This window comes from Methylobacterium sp. C1, from assembly GCF_001854385.1.
Lineage (GTDB): Bacteria > Pseudomonadota > Alphaproteobacteria > Rhizobiales > Beijerinckiaceae > Methylobacterium > Methylobacterium radiotolerans.
Map to the genome: position 1 here is coordinate 2,383,499 of NZ_CP017640.1, position 20,643 is coordinate 2,404,141.

Consider the following 20,643-nt stretch of genomic DNA (forward strand, 5'->3'; position numbering starts at 1 on the left):
TTCGAGAATCCGCACAGGCCGTGCCGATTGTCACGGCTTATCGGCGCAAAACCGGGCGTCTACATCCGGGGCGCCCACAGGAGATACGTCATGACCGACATCGCGCAGGCCGGGACCTTCGCCCTCGGCGACCGCACCGTGAAGCGGCTCGGCTACGGGGCCATGCAGCTCGCCGGGCCCGGGGTGTTCGGGCCGCCCGAGGACCGCGCCGCCGCGGTCGCGGTGCTCCGGGAAGCCGTGGCGGCGGGCGTCGACCACATCGACACCAGCGACTTCTACGGGCCGCACGTCACCAACCGGATCATCCGCGAGGCGCTGCACCCCTACCCGGACGGGCTCGTGATCGTCACCAAGGTCGGCGCCAGGCGCGGGGCCGACGCCTCGTGGAACCCGGCCTTCTCGGCCGAGGAGCTCGCCCGGGCGGTCCACGACAACCTGCGCAACCTCGGCGTCGACGCCCTCGACGTGGTCAACCTGCGCCTGATGTTCGACGTCCACGGGCCGGCAGAGGGCCCGATCGAGGCGCCGCTCACCGTGCTGGCGGATCTTCAGCGCCAGGGGCTGATCCGCCGGATCGGCCTGAGCAACGCCACGCCGCGTCAGGTCGCCGAGGGGCGCCGGATCACCGACATCGTCTGCGTGCAGAACCAGTACAATCTCGCCCATCGGGGCGACGACGCCTTCATCGACGATCTGGCGGCGGCCGGGATCGCCTACGTGCCGTTCTTCCCGCTGGGCGGGTTCAGCCCGCTGCAGTCGGGCACGCTGTCCGAGGTCGCGGCCGGGCTCGGCGCGACGCCGATGCAGGTGGCGCTGGCGTGGCTGCTGCGCCGGTCGCCCAACATCCTGCTGATCCCGGGGACCTCCTCGCTCGGCCATCTGCGCGAGAACCTCGCGGCGGCCGCGCTCGCGCTCCCGGATGAGGCGATGGCGGCGCTGGATCGGATCGGGGCGGCGTGAACGGTTCCCGTCCGGACGCTTCGGTTGCGCTCTCCCTCCCCGTCATCGCGAGCGCAGCGAAGTGACCCAGGGCCGCGCGACGACGGTCGGCGTCGCGCTGTCTGGAGTGCCTCGCTCCGCTCGCAAGGACGGCGGTGCCGCAACGATCGACCCGGCGCCTACTTCGCCGTCATATCGGCGAGCATCGGGCAGCCGCCCTCGCTCATCGGGCGGAACGCCTGCTCGGCCGGGATCGTCTCCAGCACCTTGTAGAGGTCCCACGCGCCCTTCGACTCGGACGGCGCCTTGGCCTCGAACAGGTACATCGGGTGGATCTTGCGCCCGTCCGGCCGGATCGTGCCCTTGCCGAACAGCGGGTCGTCGGTCGGCATCTCCTTCATCTTGGCGACCACGGCGGCGCCGTCCCTGGCCGAGTGCAGGGCCGCCACCGCCTTCAGGTAGTGGAGCGTGCTGGCGTAGACGCCCGCCTGGTACGAGGTCGGCTTCTTGCCGGGCATGCGCTTCTCGAACCGCTCCGCGAAGGCCCGGGTGCCGTCGTTGAGGTCCCAGTAGAACGAGGCGGTGAAGGCGAGGCCCTGCGCCACGTCCAGGCCCAGCGAGTGGATGTCGGTGATGGCGATCAGCAGGGCCGCGAGCGTCTGGCCGCCCTGGCGGATGCCGAACTCGTGCGCCTGCTTGATGGCGTTGGCGGCGTCGAGGCCGGCATCGGCCAGCCCGATCACCTGCGCGCCCGAGGCCTGGGCCTGGAGGAGGAACGAGGAGAAGTCCGGGTTCGGGAACGGCGTGCGCACGCCGCCGACGACCTTGCCGCCGTTCTTCTCCACCACCGCCTTGGTGTCGCGCTCAAGGGCGAGGCCGAAGGCGTAGTCGGCGGTGATGAAGTACCAGGACTTGCCGCCGCGCTTGAGGATGGCCTTGCCGGTGCCGTTGGCCAGCGCCGCGGTGTCGTAGGTCCAGTGCACGGTGTTGGGCGTGCAGGCCGGGCCGGTCAGGTCGGCGGTGCCGCCGCCCGAGTTGATGAAGGCCTTGTTCTTCTCCTTGGTGATCTGCGCGATGGCGAGCGCCACCGAGGAGGTGGGGACGTCGAACACCGCGTCGACGCCGTCGCGGTCGTACCATTGCCGGGTGATGGAGGCGCCGACATCGGGCTTGTTCTGGTGGTCGGCGGCGACGACCTCGACCTTCAGCCCGTGCGCCTCCGGCTTGAAATCCTCGACCGCCATCCGGGCGGCGACCACCGAGCCCTCGCCGGTGGAGTCGAAGTAGACGCCGGAGCGGTCGTTCAGCACGCCGATCTTCACCGGCACGAGGTCGGCCGCGAGCGCCGCGCCGGCGCCGAGCGCGCACAGACTCCCGAGCAGCGCCGCGGCGCGGTGGCGGAGCGTCATGTCTCTCTCCCTGTCGAATCTCTCCCGGCCGCGTTGATCGCCGCTCGGGACGTTTCCGAAGGCAGACTATCCGTGGCGGATCGCGGCTGGAACGGGTGCGCGTGAGGATGCCGGCGATCCGTCAGGGACAGCCTTCACCACGCGAGACGACACCGCCGTCTTCGCGAGCGGAGCGATCCAGCAGCGCCACGGTCGTGATGACGGGTGTGCGGCGGCGATCGGCCGCTCAACCGCCCCGCGGCGTCAACCCGAAGATCGCCCGCGCCTGATCGGGGGTGGCCGGCTCCCGGTCGAGATGGGCCAGCAGGCTCACCGCCTTCTCCACCAGGGCGGCGTTGCTCGGCGCGAGCCGGCCCCTCGACAGGTACAGGTTGTCCTCCAGCCCGACCCGGACGTTGCCGCCCATCCCGGCCGCCACCGCGAGGATCGGGAACTCCTCCCGGCCGATGCCGAAGGCCGACCAGACCGCGTCCTCCGGCAGCCGCGCCCGCATCGCCACGAGCGCCTCGGGCGTCGCCGGGGCGCCCCAGGGGATGCCGAGGCAGATCTGGAACAGGGGCGGGCGCGCCAGATGCCCCTCGGCGATCAGGTGCCGGGCCAGCTCGATCTGGCCGAGGTCGAACACCTCGATCTCGGGCTTCACGCCCGCGTCGCGGATGTGACCCGCCATCGCCCGCAGATGGCTTGGCGTGTTGAGGAACAGGTGCTCGCCGAAATTCATCGTGGCGATGTCGAGGGTGCAGATCTCCGGCCGCAGCGCGCCGACATGCCGGGTGCGCACCTCCGGGCTGACGAAGGTGGTGCCCGGGCCGGCGACCGCCGGGTCGGGATCGCCCGGCACGAACCGGCCCCCCGCCCCCGTGGTCAGGTTGAGGATCACGTCCGTATTCTTCTCGCGGATCCGCTCCACCGCCTCGCGGTAATGGGCGAGCGCCATGCTGGGCGCGGCCGTCTCGGGGTCGCGGACGTGGATGTGCACCACCGCGGCCCCGGCGGCGGCGGCCTCGAGCGCCGACTCGGCGATCGCCTCCGGGCTCACCGGCACGGCCGGGTTCTTCCGCGGCGTGTCGAAGGAGCCCGTGAGGGCGCAGGTGATGACGGTGGTGCTCGCCATGGGTGTTCTCCTCGGACCCTAGATCGCTCCGCCGTCGACCGTGATCGTCTCGCCCGTGATGTAGGCCGCGCCGGCACTCAGGAAGAAGATCGTCTCGGCGATGTCCTCCGGGCGGGCCATGCGGCCGAGCATGGTGCGCCCCACCGTCGCGGCCTTGCGCTCCTCCGACCAGGGGTCGGTCCAGGGCGTGGCGACGAGGCCCGGCGCGACGGCGTTGACGCGCACCTCCGGCGCCAGCGCCCGGGCGAGGCTGCGGGTCAGGTTGATCAGCCCGGCCTTGCTGGCCGCGTAGGCGACCGACGAGCCGCGCCGCCCGAGACCGGCCACCGACGCGGTGTTGACGATGGCGCCGCGGCTCGCCTTGAGGGTCGCGGCCGCGGCCCGGGCGCAGCGGAACGGCCCGAGCAGGTTGGTCGCGAGGATCGTCGCCCAGAACTCCTCGCTCATCGCGTCGAGATCCTCGAACGCGATGGGCGCGGTCGTGGCCGACGTCCCGGCATTGTTGACGAGCACGTCGAGGCCGCCGAGCCGGTCGATGCCGGCCGCCACCATCGCCTCGGCCTCGCCCGCCCGCGACACGTCCCCGGGCAGCGCGATCACCGAGAGGCCCTCCCCGGCGAGCCGGGCGACCTCGGCCGGGCCGCGGGCATCGTCGGGCAGGTGGTTCAGCGCCACCGCGGCGCCGTTGCGGGCGAAGATCGCGACGGTCGCGAGCCCGATGCCCGAGGAGGCCCCGGTGACGAGGACGCGCCGCCCGGACAGGTCCGCTCCGATCATGTTCCCTCCATCCGGCCGATCCCGGCCATCGCCGCCTTGAGCGCCAGGAGCTTGCGGTCGCGCTCGCGGAACAGCTCCTCGGGCGCGCGCCCGCCCCAGTCGAAGTAGCCGCGCCCCGCCATCACCCCGGTCCGGCCGGCGGCGCAGAGGGCGTCGAGGGTCTCGGACCGGGTGCGCGGCGGCGGCGGCGCGTAGCTGCCGTTGGCGAGCGCCCGCTGCGTCAGCTCCAGGCCGGTGAAGTCGGCCTTGGCGAGGTGGCCGAGGATCGGGATGCGCAGGGCGAGCCCGTGGACGATCGCGTCGTCGATGTCCCGCGGCGCGGCCACGCCCTCGTCGAGGAGCCGGAACACCTCGGCGCTGATCGCCTGCTGGATGCGGTTGGCGACGTAGCCGGGGATGAAGCGCTTCAGGACGATCGGGACCTGGCCGAGGCCGCGCACGAACTCGGCCATGGCGGCGATCACCGCCGGATCGGTGCCGGGCCCCGGCACCACGTCGACCAGGTCGACGATGTAGGGCGGCGTGTACCAGTGCAGGATCAGCGCCCGCGCCTGCCGGCGTTCCGGGATCAGCGGGAAGACGTCGAGGTAGCTGGTGTTGCTGGCGAGGACCGCGTCGGCCGGGCAGAGCCGGTCGAGCTCGGAGAAGAGCGCGCCCTTGGCCTCCGGGTCCTCGGTGATCGCCTCGATCACGAGACCGGCGCCCGACACCGCCGCGCCGAGCTCCGCCTCGACCCGGACGGCCCGGGCCAGCCGCGCGGCATCCCAGCCCTCCGGGGCGGCGCCCGCCTCCCGCAGGGTCGCGAGGGCCGAGTCCATCAGGGCGGGGATCCGCGCGCGGGTCTCGGGCCGCGTGTCGGTGAGCCGCACGCCGTGGCCGGCGAGCGCCAGCACCAGGGCGATGCCGTGCCCCATCACGCCGCCGCCGACGATCGCGATCTCGCCCATGCCGCACGCTCCTGTCCCTGTCCCGGGCTCCTCTCGCGGGAATCCTCGGGTCTTCCCGCCGGCCTCAGCCGCCGCGCTGGTCCCGGCGCATCATGAAGGCCAGCTTCTCGAACAGGCTGACATCCTGCTCGTTCTTCAGGAGCGCCCCGTGCAGCGGCGGGATCAGCTTGCGGCCGTCCTGCTCGCGCAGGGTCTCGGGGGCGATGTCCTCGGAGACGAGGAGCTTCAGCCAGTCGAGCAGCTCCGAGGTCGAGGGCTTCTTCTTGAGGCCCGGGACCTCGCGCATCGCCAGGAAGGTCCGCAGCGCCTCCTCGACGAGGCGGTGCTTGATGCCCGGATAGTGGACGTCGACGATGCGCTGCAGCGTCTCGGCGTCGGGGAACTTGATGTAGTGAAAGAAGCAGCGGCGCAGGAACGCGTCCGGCAGCTCCTTCTCGTTGTTCGACGTGATGATCACGATCGGCCGGCGCACGGCCCTCACGGTCTCGCCGGTCTCGTAGACGTGGAACTCCATCCGGTCGAGTTCGGTCAGCAGGTCGTTGGGGAACTCGATGTCGGCCTTGTCGATCTCGTCGATGAGCAGGACCGGGCGCTCGGGCGCGGTGAACGCCTCCCAGAGCTTGCCGCGCCGGATGTAGTTGCCGATCTCCGAGACCCGCGGGTCGCCGAGCTGGGAGTCGCGCAGGCGCGAGACCGCGTCGTACTCGTACAGGCCCTGCTGCGCCTTCGTGGTCGACTTGATGTTCCAGACGATCAGCGGCGCGTTCAGCCCCTTGGCGATCTCCTCGGCCAGCACGGTCTTGCCGGTCCCGGGCTCGCCCTTCACCAGGAGCGGCCGCTCCAGGACCACGGCGGCGTTGACCGCCGCGGTGAGGTCGGGGGTCGCGACGTAGGTCTCGGTTCCGGAAAAGCGCATCGCGGTCTCGGAGAGAGGGGCTCGGGCCCAGGGGTAGCGCGCCGCGCCGCCGGGCCGCAAGCGCCGAGCCCGTCCGGCCGGGCCTGTCCGAACTCCGTCATCACGGGCGATGCGACGTGACCCAGGGCAGCGCGACGTTCCGAGGCGTGGCGTCGCCCCGGATTGCTCGGCTCCGCTCGCGAGGACGGTATCGCCGCGAGCGATCTCAGCCCTTCTCGTGCCAGACGCAGTTCCGGGCCAGGATCTCCAGGTTGACGTCCGACTTCTGCGGCTGCGGCAGGGTCTTGCCGTCCATGGCGAGGTCGATCTTGATCTCGACCTGGCCCTTCGCCTCGTTGGAGCGGCGGGAGAAGTAGCAGTACTGCTGGTAGGGCTGCTCGGCGCTGTCCTTGAAGTTCCAGCCGGTCACGATCTGCCCGTCGAGGTAGGGCACCTGCTTGAACACCGTGAAGGTCGTGTTCACCGCCGCCTTGGAGGCCGGGGCGGCGTCGCTGCCGAGCTGGGCCTTGGTCGGCGTCGGCGTCGCGGAGGCCTTGGGCAGGCCCTCGAGCTTCAGCACGTTGTCGGTGAGCGTGACCTCGCCCTTGGTCTTCAGGGTCACGTCCGAGAGCGCGGCCTGCATGGCGGCGGCGATCTTCTCGGCCGCGGTGTCGAACTGGTTGAGGGTCGCCCAGCCGTAGGCCGCCGCGCCGACGCCGATGCCGGCGAGGCACGCGAAGGCGCCGAAGCCCAGCGCCCGGAACAGGAAGGCCCGGGCGGCGACGTAGCTCGAATCCGCCCGCAGGCGGGAATTCACCTGCTGGGCGAGGGCGATGTTCTCGGGGGTCCCGCTGGCGACGTAGTTCATGCGCCGGCTCCAGCGGCAGGGAGGGTCGGGCCCGGATGGGTCTGGTTCGGCAGCGCCTGCTGGCCCTGGGCCGGCCGGTTCATCGGGATCACCGCGCCCGACGCGTTGGCGGCCCGCGGCAGGATCGGCTCGGGATGCGAGCGCAGGGCGTCGGCGATCGCGTCGAGCATGTAGGGGGCCGCCTCCGGGTTCACGGCGGCGCCGAGATCGTCCTCGTCCATGAAGGTCCGGCGGGTCGAGACCGCGCACAGCGCCAGGATCGTCGACGCGAAGGCCGCGCAGACCGCGGGCAGGAACACGAAGATCCGCAGGAAGGCGTGGACCTGGCTCTCGGTCACGTCGATCGGGTCGACGCCGTAGACCATGGCGGTGAAGGAGTGGAGCTGCGAGCGGTTGACCGCGTTGCGGTAGCCCTGCTCGGCATCGGCCACGCGCCGGTCGGCGGCGCCCGGATCGAGGGCGGCGCGCGCCTTGCGGGCCTCCTCCAGGTCCTTGATCATCCCGGCGCGGTCGGCGGACGCCTTGGCGACGCCCTGCGACAGGGCGGCGACGCGGGGATCGGCCACGCATTTCAGGTTCTGGTACTTGCGGCCCTTGCTGTTGGTGCCGAACACGCGCTCGCAGCGCTGGGCCGGCAGGCCGGCGAGCTGCTGGGCGTTGTCGGCGGAGCGCTTCTCGATCTGGTCGAGCTCGGCCGTGTACTGCGCCACGCGCTCGTCCGCCGCCTTGATCCGGTCGCCGATCGTGGCGCGGTCGGCCTGGGCGTCCTTCAGGGCGGTCTTGGTCCGGGCCGCCTCCATCAGGCGGGGATGGAACATCATCTCGCCGAGCTGCGACACCGACTTGGTGGTCACGCCCGCCGCGAAGATGATGCCCAGCACGGCGAGGCCGCGCACGAAGTAGGAGCGCTGGGTGCGGGCCAGGATGCCGAGCGGCACGCGGCACAGCTCGACCGCGGCGTAGACCAGCGGCGCCAGCAGCATGAAGTAGAAGGCGTGCCAGTCGCCGTCGCTGTAGACGCCCGCGAACAGCCACGCGCCCCAGAGCGAGGCGCCGATCACCATGAACTCGACGAGGTACGCGATCGCCACGTAGCCCCACTTGATGCGGTAGCCCTTCTCGACGTGGCGCTGGTGGCGCCAGCGGTCCGACTCGAGCTTCCACTCGCGCTTCTCGCGCTCGATGTCGCGGCTGGGAGGCGCTGTCGGACCGGCAAATATCGATTTGATGGAGATCATCGGCCTCGTCGCATCCATCGGTCCAGTTCCGGGCGGGGCCCGGCCGAGCTTAACCCCCGGTTAACTCAGGCGTGTATGCGCGCATTGTGCCGATTTTGAGCCGGGTTGCACGCCCTCCGCGCGCGCCGCCTCTGGATGCCGTCCGCATCCCGCGCGCCGGTGACCGAAATGTCTCACCCGCGTCTGTATCCGGCTTGTGTCGGAACGCACATCCGCGGGGCCGGTCGCGACCCGAATCCGGTTGCCCCGAGGGCGGGGGCGACCCATGATCGCGCAGCCGTGATCGGCATCCCCCTGCCCCGAGAGACGAGGTTCGATCCGCCGCCGATGCCAGAGGTCCACGCCGGCTCCTACAAGGAAGCGATCCTGTTTCTCGTCACGGCGGGCATCGTGGTGCCGCTGTTCCACCGCCTGCGGATCTCGCCGGTGCTCGGCTTCATCGGCGCCGGCGCCCTGCTCGGCCCCTTCGGCCTCGGTCGGCTGGCCGACACCTATCCCTCCGTGCACCTCTTCACCATCGGCAACCGGGCCGAGATCTCGCACCTCGCCGAGTTCGGCGTGATCTTCCTGATGTTCATGATCGGGATCGAGCTGTCCTGGGAGCGCCTGCGGGTGCTGCGCCGGCTGGTCTTCGGCCTCGGCTCCCTGCAGGTGGGCTGCTCCGCGCTGATCCTCGGGGCGATCCTCTACGGGCTCAACGTGCCGCTCACCGGCGCGGTGATCGTGGGCATCGGCCTCGCCCTGTCGTCGACCGCCGTGGTGCTGCCGGTCCTCGCCGAGCAGAAGCGGCTGAACGCGCCCACGGGCCGCACCAGCTTCGCGGTCCTGCTGTTCCAGGACCTGGCGGTGGCGCCGGTCCTGTTCGCGATCGCGGTGCTCGGCCGCGACGACGGCGGCGACAAGGGCTGGGCGCTCGCCATGGCGCTCGGCCAGGCGGCGATCGCGCTGGTGCTGATCGTGGTGGCGGGCCGCCTCGCCCTGCGCCCGCTGTTCCAGCTCGTGGCGCGCACGCGCTCCACCGAGCTGTTCATGGCCGCCTGCCTGCTGGTCATCGTCGGCACGGCGCTGACCGCGGCGGCGAGCGGCCTGTCGATGACGCTCGGCGCCTTCGTGGCCGGCCTGCTGCTGGCCGAGACCGAGTACCGCCGGGCCATCGAGGCGACGATCGACCCGTTCAAGGGCCTGCTGCTCGGCGTGTTCTTCGTCTCGGTGGGGATGAACCTCGATCCGGCGCAGCTCATGGCGACGCCGGGCGCGATCATCGGCCTGTCGCTGGCGCTGGTCCTGATCAAGGCCGCCGTGGTGATGATGGCGGCCCCCGTCCTGAAGATCCCCCGGCCGGTGGCGCTGGAGACGGCGCTCCTGCTCGGTCCGGGCGGCGAGTTCGCCTACGTGCTGATCGGCGGCGCCATGGCGACAGGCCTGGTGCCGGAGGAGGTCGGCGCGGCGGCCCTCGTGGTGACCACGGTCACGATGATCATGATCCCGGCGCTCGCCGCCGTCGGCCGCCGGCTCAAGCTGCGGGCGACGGCCGGCGCCCAGGCCACCGCCAAGGCCGAGCCGTGGCCGCAGCGCGTGGAGAACCGGGTGATCGTGGCCGGCTTCGGCCGCGTCGGCCGGCAGGTCGGCGAGATGCTGGAGCGGCACAAGATCCCGTACCTCGCCCTCGATTCCGACGCCGCCCGGGTCGCCGAGCAGCGCCGCGCCGGCGCGCCGGTCTATTTCGGCGACAGCGGCAACACCGAGATGCTGCGCCGCTGCGACATCGCCACGGCCCGGGCGCTGGTCGTCACCCTCGACAATCCCCGCGCCGTCGAGGCGGCGGTGGCGGCGGCCCGCGCCGAGCGGCCGGACCTGACCATCGTGGCCCGGGCCCGCGACGCCCGCCACGCCTCCTCGCTCTACGAGCTCGGCGTCGACGACGCGGTGCCGGAGACGATCGAGGCGTCGCTGCAGCTGTCGGAGGCCGTGCTGGTCGATGTCGGCGTGCCGATGGGGCTGGTGATCGCGTCGATCCACGAGCGGCGGGACGAGTATCGCGCCCTGCTGAAGAAGCGCGAGAGCGAGTCGAAGCCGATCTTCCGGGCCCGGCGGACCGTCGGGAAGGCGCTGGGCAAGGCCCCGGTCAAGCGGGAGCCCGAGCGCCAGGAGGTCGGACGCCAGGAAGTCGGGCGCCAGGAAGTCGGACACCAGGAGGCGGCCGGCCAGGAGGCCTGAGGCGGCGGGCGCGAGGCGGCCGCGCGGCGCGGACCGTGAGGCCCGGGCCGCGGGCCTCCTCAGATCAGGACCGGGTGCGCGTCCTCGTGCTTGGCTCGCCGCGCCACGCGGCTGCGGGGCGCCGGCTCGAACCCGTCGGCGAAGCTGCAGCGGTAGACCAGCTCGTCCGCCGGCCCGAGGCCGGTGACCAGGGGCACCGTCACGGTGTCGCCGGAGAAGCGCCAGCCGCGGGCGCCCTTGTCCCAGTAGAGCCAGACCGTCCCGGGATAGCCCCGCAGGGTGAAGACCGCGGCCTTGCGCGACAGGGCCTGCACCGCCCGCGGGGCGTACATGCCCTTGTCGCGATAGGCGTCCCGGGTCGCCTCCGGCTGGCGGTCCATGAAGGTGTTGCGCACCAGCTGAATCGTCGCCCCCGGCTTCCCGAGAAACCGCTTGAATTCCGTCAGATTCCGCAGGACGACCGCCATCGCAGGTCTCCTCGCCAGCTCCGTGTGGGCCGCGTCGCCGCGTCCGCACACACTCGATGTCCCGAGTTGAGCGATTCCCATGACCGATTGAGTGACCGGGCGAGGCCCGTCCGGCCACATATCAACAGATTCGACGACTTATACCCAGGTTATGAGTCCCAACGGGCTGGAGAGACTCGCTCGGGTCCCGGAATCAGCGATGCCGACCGGGCGGAATCTTGTCGACCATCGTCGAAGACTCGGAAGTCTTCCGGGAAAGTCCTGCCCCGCCCGGCGGGGCGCCGACCGATTCGCGCGGGCTTGACCCGGGCGCCCGGCTGGCGCGTTCTCCCGGGATGCTGCTGCAGTTCTTCACGGCCCTCCGGGACGCCAAGGTCCCCGTCTCCCTGAAGGAATACCTGACCCTGCTCGGCGCCCTGGACCGGGGCCTCGCGGAGCACGACGTCGAGGCGTTCTACTTCCTGTCGCGCGCGGCGCTGGTGAAGGACGAGGCGCATCTCGACCGGTTCGACCGGGTGTTCGGCACGGTGTTCAAGGGGCTGGAGACCCTCGGCGAGGCGGTGGAGCCCTCAGCCATTCCCGAGGAATGGCTGAGGAAGCTCGCCGAGAAGTACCTGACCGAGGCCGAGAAGGCGGAGCTGAAGGCGCTCGGCTGGGACAAGCTGTTCGAGACCCTGAAGCAGCGCCTCGCCGAGCAGAAGGGGCGCCACCAGGGCGGCTCGAAGTGGATCGGCACCGGCGGGACCTCGCCCTTCGGCGCCTACGGCTACAATCCCGAGGGCATCCGCATCGGCCAGGACGGCAACCGCAACTTCCGGGCGGTGAAGGTCTGGGACAAGCGCGAGTTCAAGGACCTCGACGACGACCGGGAGATCGGCGCGCGCAACATGCGCCTCGCGCTGCGGCGCCTGCGCCGCTTCGCCCGGACCGGGGCGGCCGAGGAGCTCGACCTCGACGGCACGATCCGCGCGAGCGCCCGCCAGGGCTACATCGACGTGAAGCTGCGGCCGGAGCGGCGCAACGCCGTGAAGGTGCTGCTGTTCCTGGACGTCGGCGGCTCGATGGACTGGCACATCGAGCAGGCGGAGGCGCTGTTCTCGGCGGCGCGCTCGGAGTTCAAGCACCTCGCCCACTACTACTTCCACAACTGCCCCTACGAGGCGGTCTGGACCGAGAACCGGCGGCGGCACGAGGCGCGGACGCCGCTCCTCGACGTGATCCGCACCTACGGCAGCGACTACCGGCTGGTCTTCGTCGGCGACGCCTCGATGAGCCCCTACGAGATCGCCACGCCCGGCGGCTCGGTGGAGCACTGGAACGAGGAGTCCGGCGCCGTCTGGATGCAGCGGCTCCTCGACCATTTCCCGAAGGCGGCGTGGCTCAACCCGGTGCCCGAGACGCACTGGGGCTACACCCAGTCGATCGGGATGGTGCAGCGGCTGGTCGCCGGCCGGATGTTCCCCCTCACCCTGGAGGGGCTCGACGCGGCGGCGCGGGCGCTGGTGCGGTGACAGGCGGGGTCGCGGCCTTCGAGCGCGATGCGGCCGGACGCCGTGCCGTCTCGGCGCGCGGAGCGAAGCGACCCGGCGATCCCACGCGCATGCGGTCGCGCCGGCCCGGGGTCGCTTCGCTGCGCGCGATGACCGGGGGATCGACGAGACCCGAACGGCGGCCGTGTCAGCCCTGCTGGGGCGGAGTCGTCACCACGAGGCCGTCCAGCGCCGGCGTGATCTTGATCTGGCAGGACAGGCGGGAATTCTCGCGGACGTCGCTGGCGAAATCCAGCATGTCCTGCTCCATGTCCTGCGCCTTGCCGACCGTGTCGATCCAGGCGTCGGCCACGTAGACGTGGCAGGTGGCGCAGGCGCAGGCGCCGCCGCACTCCGCGTCGATGCCCGGGACGTTGTTGCGCATAGCCGTCTCCATCACGGTCGCGCCGACGCTGCCTTCGACGGTCCGTTCCGTCCCGGCGTGGTCGACGTAGGTGATCTTGGGCATGCTGGGGGCTCCGGGCTCGCGTCGAGCGCACTCTGTCCGACGGGCGGCGTGCCTGCTTGGCGGCTGGAAACGCGGAATGCAAGCGCGGCATTAGACACCAATCCCGGATCGATCGCCGCATCGCGGCGACACCGTCAGGCGCGCGCCTCCGCGATCTCCGCCAGCGCCCGCGCGACCGCGGCCGCGAGGTCGTCGACCGGCACGGCCCCGGCGCCGGCGCGCAGGCGCGTCTCCGCGGCGTCCGCCAGGGCGCGCACGTGAACCGCCCCGACGCCCGCGGCCGAGCCCTTCAGGGTGTGGGCGAGGTCGGCGCGCTGCTCCCGCGGCAGGGCCGGGTCCGCGAGGCGCGGCAGGATCGACCGGCACTGGCCGGCGAACAGCTCCAGAACCTCACGGGCCAGCTCGGCGTCGCCGCCGGTCTGCGCCTCGAGTTCCGCGGGGTCGATGGCCTGCATGCTCGGGCTCCCGGCATCCGGATTCGTCGGGGATTGCGGATCTGATCCACACAATTCACCCCCTGATTCGCCGGGTGGGGATCGCGCCGGACCCCTCCCCTGCGGCAGGATGGTGGAGGCGGTGAGCGACGGGCCCGGTAACCATTCGGTTAACGTTTTCTGGGGCCGGTCGAGGGCTCGGGTATCGGCAGTCGCTGCCCGAGTTTAGTCTTGTAATGGTAAACGGGGCGTTGCGTCTCCGGCTCAAGCCTCCCCAGGCGCCGGTGAACCCGTGTAACGAGGCGTTGAATGGCGACCGAGAAGAAGCTGAAGGACCCGGCCGAGGCCGCGCTCTCTGCGATCGAGCAGGCGCTGAACCTCGACGCCCTGACGCCGAACGGCACCGACGGCCGCGCCGAGCCGCGCCTGCCCGATGTCGGTGACGCCGACCCGCTGCGCGACGGCGGCCTCGACGCCGGCCGGACCATGCCGCCGCGCCTCGACCTCGACCCGCCGCTCGCCTCCGACCTGCCGCCGCCGGGCCTGGACCGCCCCCGCCGCGAGGGCGGCCTCCTGCCCCCCGACCGCTCGCTCGTGGCCAACGACGACCGGCGCAACATCGGCATCCTGCAGCAGACCCTGCGGGTGCGCTCCTCGCCCAAGCCCTACCTGCTCGCCCTCGCCGCCGGCGCCGTCTGGATCGGCGCCCTGGTGCTGATCGCGTGGGCGAAGTCCGACGGCGACCTGCGCGCGGTCGTGTCGGGCCTCTCCGCCCTCCAGGCGAGCGTCGGCGCCGCGGCCCTGTTCGGCCCGGTTGTGCTGTTCGTGATCGCCGCCATGCTGGCGGTGCGCGCCCAGGAGATGCGCCTCGTCGCCCGCGCGGTCGGCGAGGTCGCGGTCCGTCTGGCCGAGCCCGAGAGCTTCTCCACCGACGCGGTCCTGACCATGTCGCAGACCGTGCGCCGCGAGGTGGCGGCGGTGGGCGACGGCGTCGAGCGGGCGCTCGCCCGGGCCGGCGAGCTGGAGACCCTGGTCCGGGGCGAGATCGCCACCCTGGAGCGGGCCTATTCCGACAACGAGATCCGCATCCGCTCCCTCGTGGACGAGCTGGTGGCCCAGCGCGAGGCGATCGTCACCAACGCCGAGCGGGTGCGCAGCGCCATCACCGGGTCGCACCAGAGCCTGAGCCAGGACCTGGAGGGCGCCTCCGACCGGATCGTCTCCGCGGTGACCGGCGCGGGCGAGCGCGTGACCGGCGCGCTGGAGACCCGCGGCGCCGCGATCACCGCCTCCCTGGGCGAGGCCGGCGACCGGGTGGTCAACCTGATGACCGCCCGCGGCAGCGACCTGATCGACACGCTGGCGGCCACCAGCCACGAGGTGCGCGGCAGCTTCCAGGAGGTCGGCGAGACCCTGACCCGCAGCTTCGAGGACCGCGCCGGGACCGCGACCGGCGCCTTCCAGGCCGCCGGCACCGCCCTGGCCGAGCGCCTGTCGGAGAATGCCGGCGCCCTCACCCGGACCCTGGAGGAGACCGGCAGCCGCGTGAGCGACGCGCTGGAGCGGCAGGCCGGCACGGTGCGCGAGACCTTCGAGCGCTCGGTGACGGGGCTCGAATCCGCCTTCCTGTCGCGCGGCTCGGAGCTGACCGAGCGCTTCGGCGCGATGGGCGCCGAGATCACCGCCCGCTTCGCCGAGACCGGTTCGGCCCTGACCCAGGACATCGCCGGCCGCGGCCTCGCGCTGCGCGCCGAGATCGAGAGCGCCGGCCTGTCGGTCGCCGAGACGATCGAGGGCCGCGGGCGCGACGCCCAGGCCGCCCTGGCGCTCGCCGCGAGCGGCGCCGGCGAGACCCTGGCGGCCCGCGCGGGCGCCGTGCGCGACGACCTCGTCGGCACCGCCGAGCGGATCGCCGAGGCCCTGTCGGAGCGCGGCGGCGCCCTCGCCGAGCGGATGGACGGCATCGCGGCGCGCCTCGACGAGACCGTGACGGTCCGGGCCGCCGACCTGGAGCACCGGGTGGCGGCGGCGGCCGAGCGGGCCGGCGGCAGCATCGCGCACCGGACCGAGACGGTCGCGGCGAACCTGGAGGCCGCCTTCGCGGCCCTGGGCCAGGGCTTCGAGACCGGGGCCGCCTCGGCGGTCCAGTCGCTGCGGGGCACGGTCGAGGGCCTGTCGGGCGAGATCGACGGCCGCACCGCCGAGGCGGTCGCGGCGCTCCAGCGCGGCGCCGACGCGGCCACCAGCGCCCTGCGCGGCACCGCCGAGGACGCCACCGGCGCGGTCGAGTCCCGCACCCTCGAGGCCGTGCGGGTGTTCGAGCGCCGGGTCGCGGATTCCGCCGCCGCCCTGTCGGCGCGCACCGAGGAGGCGGCCGCCGCGCTGCGGGCCGCCGCCGATCAGGCGAGCCAGGCCGCCGAGACGCAGACGCGCGACGCCGCCGCCCGGCTCGCCGAGGCGCTGGACACCCTGCGGACCGCCTCGGGCGAGGTCACGGGCGCCGTCGAGGCCGAGACCGCGATCCTCACCGCCCGGTTCCGCGACGCCGCCGACCGCGCCGGCACCGAGCTCGGCGCGCGCGGGACGGAAGCCGTCGCGGCGGTCCGCGCCGCCCTCGACGACCTCAACCGCGAGCTCGCCGCCCGGACCGGCGACGCCACCGGCAGCCTCGCCGAGGCCGCCCGCGCGATCTCGGCCGACCTCGCCGCCCGGATCGGCGAGATGGAAGCGGCCTTCGGCGAGCACGGCCGCGGCGTCGCCGAGCTGCTCGCCAGCCACGCCGACGAGACCCAGGCCCGGATCAGCGGCACCGGCCGCGACATCGTCCTCGCCGTGGCGAGCCAGGGCGCCCGCATCGCCGACACCCTCAGCCAGACCGGCGCGAGCTTCGCCGAGACCGCCGACGGCCGGGTCCGGGCGATCGACGAGACGCTGGGCAACCGCCTCGCCGCCCTGCAGGAGACCATCGCGCGCGGCGACATCCTGGCCGACCGGATCAACCGCGACACCGCCGCGCTGGGCGAGACCGTCGGCGCGCGGCTGGAGGAGATGGACCGGCTCCTCACCGGCAAGGGCGAGGCCGTGGCCGAGACGATCGCCACCCGGGCCCGCGAGGCCGGCAGCCTGATCGAGACCCATCTCGGCGGCCTGGAGACGCGCTCCGCCGAGCGGGCCGCCGCCATCGCGGCCGCCGTGGCAGCGCTGGTCGGCCAGATCGACGACCATCTCGGCAGCCGCGCGAACGCCGTGGACGAGGCGCTGCGCGCCCGGACCGACGAGATGGACCGGATCATGGCCGAGGGCCATCGCGGCCTGATGGAGATGCTGGAGGGCCGCACTTCCGGGCTCGGCCAGGACATCGCCCGCCACACCGGCGAGATCGCCCGGCGGATCGAGGAGAGCGCCGGCCATTTCGACACCGGCGTCATCGGCCGCCTGCAGGCGATCGCCGAGACCCTGGACCAGCGCGCCCGCCTCGTGGACGAGAGCTTCGGCGTGCAGGCCTTCGAGGCGATCCGCCTGATCGAGGCGCGCACCCGCGCTGTCGACGAGGAGCTCGCCGGCCGGACCCGCGACCTCGTGGCGATGATCACCGACCGGACCGGCGGCCTCGACGGCGCGATGGCCGAGCGCGTCCGCGCCCTCACCGGCACCATCGAGGAGGCCACCCGCGGCCTGGAGGCCGCGCTGGCGAACCGCGCGGATTCGATGATCCGGCTGGTGGACGAGCGCACCGAGAGCGCCGACGCGGCGCTCGCCGCCCGCACCGAGGCCGTGCACGCGGCCTTCGCGGAGCGCGCCGACCTGCTCGGCCGCCTCATCGACGAGCGCATCGCCGCCATGTCGGGCGAGCTCGACGAGAAGGGCCGCGCCGTGTTCGGGGCGATCGGCGGCCGGATCACCGAGCTGGCCCGCCTGCTCGACCGCGGCGGCAGCTCGCTGGCCGAGCTCATCGACCAGCGCGGCGAGAGCGTGCTCGCCAAGCTCCAGCAGACCATCGCGGACGCCGAGCGGATGCTCGATGCCGGCGAGGGCCGCCTGGGCCACACCCTGTCGAGCCGCACCGCCGACATCAGCGGCCTCCTCGACGAGGGCGTGCGCTCGGTCCACACCCTGCTGGACGACCGGACCAACCAGATCCGCGTCATGCTGGACGACCACGCCGGCACCCTGGCCGCCACGTTGGACGGCCGGATGGGGCCGATCCACGAGGCGCTGGACGGCCGCGGGCAGGCGATGGTCGCCGCCCTGGAGGGCGCGTTCGGCTCCGCCACCGGCGCCCTGGACGACCGCACCCGGCAGCTCGGCAGCCTGTTCGACGAGCGGCTGGGCCACCTGGAGAGCCTGGTCGACGGCCGCGGCAACCGCCTCGCCGACACCCTCACCGCCCGGGCCCAGGCCCTGCGCACCCTGTTCGAGGAGGCCCAGTCGGCCCTCGACGGCGTGGTCGAGGGCGGCGGCGGCCGCTTCGCCGCCGCGGTCGACGCCCGCATCCAGTCCCTCCGCGCGGTGCTGGAGGAGGCGCCCGCCGCCGTCTCGGCGCTGGTGGAGACCCGCGAGCGCCAGCTCGCCGCCACCCTCGACGCCCGCACGCAGCGCCTGCAGACCCTGTTCGAGGAGGCCCAGGCCGGCCTGCGCGACCTCGTGGACGGGCGCGGCCAGGAAGTCGCCGACGCGATCGCGGCCCGGACCGAGGGCCTGCGCACGACCCTCGACGCGGCGCCCGCCCAGATGGCGGACCTGCTGGACACCCGTCTGTCCGACCTCCAGGGCCTGTTCGAGCGGGCGCAGGGCGAGATCGACCGGCTCGTGGACAGCCGCGGCCGCCAGATCGCCGGCACCATCGAGCACCGCACCCAGGCGCTCCAGGCGACCATCGAGGGGGTGAACCCGGCCATTGCCGGCCTGCTCGAGGAGCGCGAGACCCGCCTCGCCGAGACCCTCAAGGAGCGGACGGGCGAGCTGCAGACCCTGTTCGACCGGGTGCAGAACCGCCTCGGCGCGCTGGTCGAGGGCACCGGCCGCGACGTGTCCGAGCGGGTCGACGCGCGCGTCGAGACCCTGCGGGCGACCTTCGAGCAGGCGCGCGCCGCGATCGAGGGCCTGCTGGAGGACCGCGGCCAGGCCCTGGTGGCGGCCGCCGAGGGCCGCACCGGCGCCCTGGTGGAGGTCTTCGACGCCCGCCTGCGCGCCCTGGACGGCGCCGTCGAGGACCGGACCGGCGCCCTGGTGGAGACCTTCGACGCCCGCCTGCGCGCCCTGGACGGCGCCGTCGAGGGCCGCACCGGCACCCTCGTGGAGACCTTCGACGCCCGGCTGCGCGCCCTGGACGGCGTGGTCGAGGGCCGCACCGCGGCCCTGGCGCAGGCCGTCGAGGCGCAGAGCGAGGCCCTGGCCCGCGGCGTCGACGCCCGCGCCGACGCGTTCACGCAGCGCATCGACAGCCGCATGCGGCTGTTCGCGACCCTGGTGGCGCAGCGGGCCGACACCCTGGCCACCGCCTTCGACGACCGCCACGAGGCCTTCGCGGGCCTCATGGACGAGCGCACGGCGGCCCTGGTCGCCGCCCTCGACGAGCGGGCCCGCGCCCATGCCGAGCAGGTCGACGCCCACAACGCGGCGCTGGCCGAGACGCTCAGCCGCCGCGAGGCCGCGCTCGCCGGCCTGATCGACGCCCGCACCGAGGCCCTCGGGGCGGGGTTCGAGCGCCGCGCCACGGCGCTCGGCGCCCTGGTGGATGCCCGCGGCGAGGCCCTGTCCCGCCGTCTCGCCGAGAGCGCCGAGACCCTCGTGCGCGCCATCGAGGAGCGCGGCGGCGCGCTGCTCGCGAGCGTCGAGGGCAGCGGCCGCGCCGTCGGCGACAGCCTGGAAGGCCATGTCGAGCGCCTGCGCGGCGCCATCGACGGGCCGATGATGGACCTGTCGCGGGCCCTGTCGGACCGCGCCGAGGCGATCGAGCGGACGCTCGCCGAGACCGGCGTGCCCCTGGCCGAGAGCCTGCGGGAGCGGACCGAGGAGCTGGCCGTGCAGTCGCGGGCCTCGGCCGAGCTGCTGCGCGCCGCCGTCGAGGACGGCGCCGGCCGCACCCTCTCCGAGCTGTTCGAGACCAACGACCGGATGGGCCGCGAGCTCGGCGCGCTGCTCCAGCGGATCGAGGCCGCCAACACGGCGCTGACCGACCTCGTGGCCGGCGCCGACACCAATCTCGGCGCGATCGAGCAGGGTCTCGCCGGCCGGATCGAGCAGGTCCAGGGGGCGCTGGAGCGCATCGCCGCCGAGACCGGCCGCGCCAGCGCCGGCGTCTCGGCCCAGGTCGAGGCCCTGCGCGGCGCCGCCGACGGGGCGCTCAGCGAGGCCTCGCGCCTCGCCGAGACCCTCGACGGCCGCGGCCGCTCGCTCGGGGAGCAGACCGCCGCGCACGTCGCGGCCCTCGACCGGGCCGCGGCCTCCCTGGCGGCCATCGAGGAGCGGCTCGACTCGGCCCTGTCGGGCCGCGAGACCAAGCTGACCGAGGCGCTGGCCGCGTTCGAGGTCCGGGCCGCGGCCCTGGAGCAGAACGGCACCGCCCTGGCGCAGACCATCGAGCAGACGCTGCGCGCCGCCGAGGAGCGCGCCCGCAGCGTCGGCGAGTCCCTGGCCCAGTCGGCCCAGGGGGCCGGGGCCTCGGTGACGAGCGCCTTCGCCGACCTGAAGGACAGCGCCAGCGCCGAGGGCGAGAAGGCCGCCCAGGGCGTCCGGCAGGTCATCGAGGAGGCGGCCCGCGAGATGCGCAGCGGCTTCCAGGAGGCCCAGGCCAGCTTCGGCGACTCCTTCTCGGCCCTGCGCGAGATGGCGGGCTCGATCCGCGGCGAACTCGACGCGACCCGCGCCGAGCTCGCCAAGGGCGTCCTCGAGCTGCCGCGCGAGACGCAGGACGCCACCGGCGAGATGCGCCGGGTGGTGGCGGACCAGATCAAGGCCCTCAACGAGTTGTCGTCCCTGGTCTCCCGCTCCGGCCGCTCGGTCGACGTCGCCCAGCCGCAGGCCCAGCGCCGGGTCGCGGAGGGTGGCGGCCGGGCCGTCGCGGCGGCGCCGACCGCCGCGGCCCCCGCGCCCGCCCGCACCGTCGATGCCGACGGCGGCCCCGCGGCTCCGGCCCTGCCGGCCCCGCGCCGACGCCCGCGCCGCCGCGGCAAGATCGAGGCGCGCCCGGCCGCGCCGCCCGCCCGGCGCAGGCCGGCGACAAGCGCGGCTGGCTGTCGGACCTGCTGACCCGCGCCTCGCTGGACGACGACGAGGAGCGGCGACCGACGCCGCCGGCCGCCGCCCCGGCGCCCGCGGCGCCGGCCCGCCGCCCCGCG

14 protein-coding genes are annotated in these 20,643 nt (G+C 73.6%); 4 read left to right on the forward strand and 10 right to left on the reverse strand.

What is annotated here, in order from left to right; genetic code table 11:
* Nucleotides 1–90 precede the first annotated feature (90 nt).
* Nucleotides 91–960, forward strand: coding sequence for an aldo/keto reductase family oxidoreductase (locus BKE41_RS11000; protein WP_070999379.1), 870 nt, complete (start codon nucleotides 91–93; stop codon nucleotides 958–960).
* A 158-nt stretch (nucleotides 961–1,118) separates the two neighbouring features.
* Here BKE41_RS11000 and BKE41_RS11005 read toward each other — a convergent pair whose 3' ends face one another.
* The 7 genes from BKE41_RS11005 to BKE41_RS11035 all read right to left on the reverse strand — a co-directional run bounded on the left by BKE41_RS11005 (nucleotide 1,119) and on the right by BKE41_RS11035 (nucleotide 8,205).
* On the reverse strand, nucleotides 1,119–2,348 hold the full coding sequence (locus BKE41_RS11005; protein ID WP_024830284.1) for an ABC transporter substrate-binding protein: 1,230 nt from the start codon (nucleotides 2,346–2,348) through the stop codon (nucleotides 1,119–1,121).
* A gap of 226 nt (nucleotides 2,349–2,574) precedes the next feature.
* Nucleotides 2,575–3,462 carry a 3-keto-5-aminohexanoate cleavage protein gene (locus BKE41_RS11010; protein WP_063111706.1) on the reverse strand — a complete coding sequence of 296 codons (888 nt, stop codon included), beginning with the start codon at nucleotides 3,460–3,462 and terminating at the stop codon, nucleotides 2,575–2,577.
* Nucleotides 3,463–3,480: 18 nt separating this feature from the next.
* Complete coding sequence (locus BKE41_RS11015) at nucleotides 3,481–4,239, reverse strand: SDR family oxidoreductase (RefSeq protein WP_024830282.1); 759 nt, start codon at nucleotides 4,237–4,239, stop codon at nucleotides 3,481–3,483.
* Nucleotides 4,236–5,186, reverse strand: a complete 951-nt coding sequence (locus tag BKE41_RS11020; RefSeq protein WP_012318918.1) for a 3-hydroxyacyl-CoA dehydrogenase family protein — start codon at nucleotides 5,184–5,186, stop codon at nucleotides 4,236–4,238. The genes BKE41_RS11015 and BKE41_RS11020 overlap by 4 nt, the downstream gene beginning before the upstream one ends.
* Nucleotides 5,187–5,250: 64 nt before the next feature.
* On the reverse strand, nucleotides 5,251–6,102 hold the full coding sequence (locus BKE41_RS11025; protein ID WP_024830280.1) for a MoxR family ATPase: 852 nt from the start codon (nucleotides 6,100–6,102) through the stop codon (nucleotides 5,251–5,253).
* A gap of 205 nt (nucleotides 6,103–6,307) precedes the next feature.
* Complete coding sequence (locus BKE41_RS11030; protein WP_012318920.1) at nucleotides 6,308–6,949, reverse strand: hypothetical protein; 642 nt, start codon at nucleotides 6,947–6,949, stop codon at nucleotides 6,308–6,310.
* Complete coding sequence (locus BKE41_RS11035; protein ID WP_012318921.1) at nucleotides 6,946–8,205, reverse strand: hypothetical protein; 1,260 nt, start codon at nucleotides 8,203–8,205, stop codon at nucleotides 6,946–6,948. Before BKE41_RS11035 ends, BKE41_RS11030 begins: the two co-directional genes overlap by 4 nt.
* A 309-nt stretch (nucleotides 8,206–8,514) precedes the next feature.
* Between BKE41_RS11035 and BKE41_RS11040 the strand changes: the two genes are divergently transcribed.
* Entirely contained in the window at nucleotides 8,515–10,404 is a 1,890-nt protein-coding gene (locus tag BKE41_RS11040) for a cation:proton antiporter (protein WP_012318922.1), read from the forward strand.
* Between the two features lie 59 nt (nucleotides 10,405–10,463).
* On the opposite strand, the gene BKE41_RS11045 is transcribed toward BKE41_RS11040, so the two are convergent.
* Nucleotides 10,464–10,871 (reverse strand): hypothetical protein, encoded by a 408-nt coding sequence (locus BKE41_RS11045; RefSeq protein WP_012318923.1) that lies wholly within the window; start codon nucleotides 10,869–10,871, stop codon nucleotides 10,464–10,466.
* 335 nt (nucleotides 10,872–11,206) lie between these two features.
* Here BKE41_RS11045 and BKE41_RS11050 point away from each other — a divergent pair, with 335 nt between their 5' ends.
* On the forward strand, nucleotides 11,207–12,382 hold the full coding sequence (locus BKE41_RS11050) for a VWA domain-containing protein (protein ID WP_012318924.1): 1,176 nt from the start codon (nucleotides 11,207–11,209) through the stop codon (nucleotides 12,380–12,382).
* A gap of 166 nt (nucleotides 12,383–12,548) precedes the next feature.
* Here BKE41_RS11050 and BKE41_RS11055 read toward each other — a convergent pair whose 3' ends face one another.
* Nucleotides 12,549–12,869, reverse strand: coding sequence for a 2Fe-2S iron-sulfur cluster-binding protein (locus BKE41_RS11055; protein ID WP_012318925.1), 321 nt, complete (start codon nucleotides 12,867–12,869; stop codon nucleotides 12,549–12,551).
* A gap of 134 nt (nucleotides 12,870–13,003) precedes the next feature.
* A complete protein-coding gene (locus BKE41_RS11060) occupies nucleotides 13,004–13,324 on the reverse strand; it encodes an Hpt domain-containing protein (RefSeq protein WP_012318926.1) in 321 nt (106 codons plus the stop codon).
* 288 nt (nucleotides 13,325–13,612) lie between these two features.
* Between BKE41_RS11060 and BKE41_RS11065 the strand changes: the two genes are divergently transcribed.
* Complete coding sequence (locus BKE41_RS11065) at nucleotides 13,613–20,554, forward strand: hypothetical protein (RefSeq protein WP_245295944.1); 6,942 nt, start codon at nucleotides 13,613–13,615, stop codon at nucleotides 20,552–20,554.
* Nucleotides 20,555–20,643: the final 89 nt, after the last annotated feature.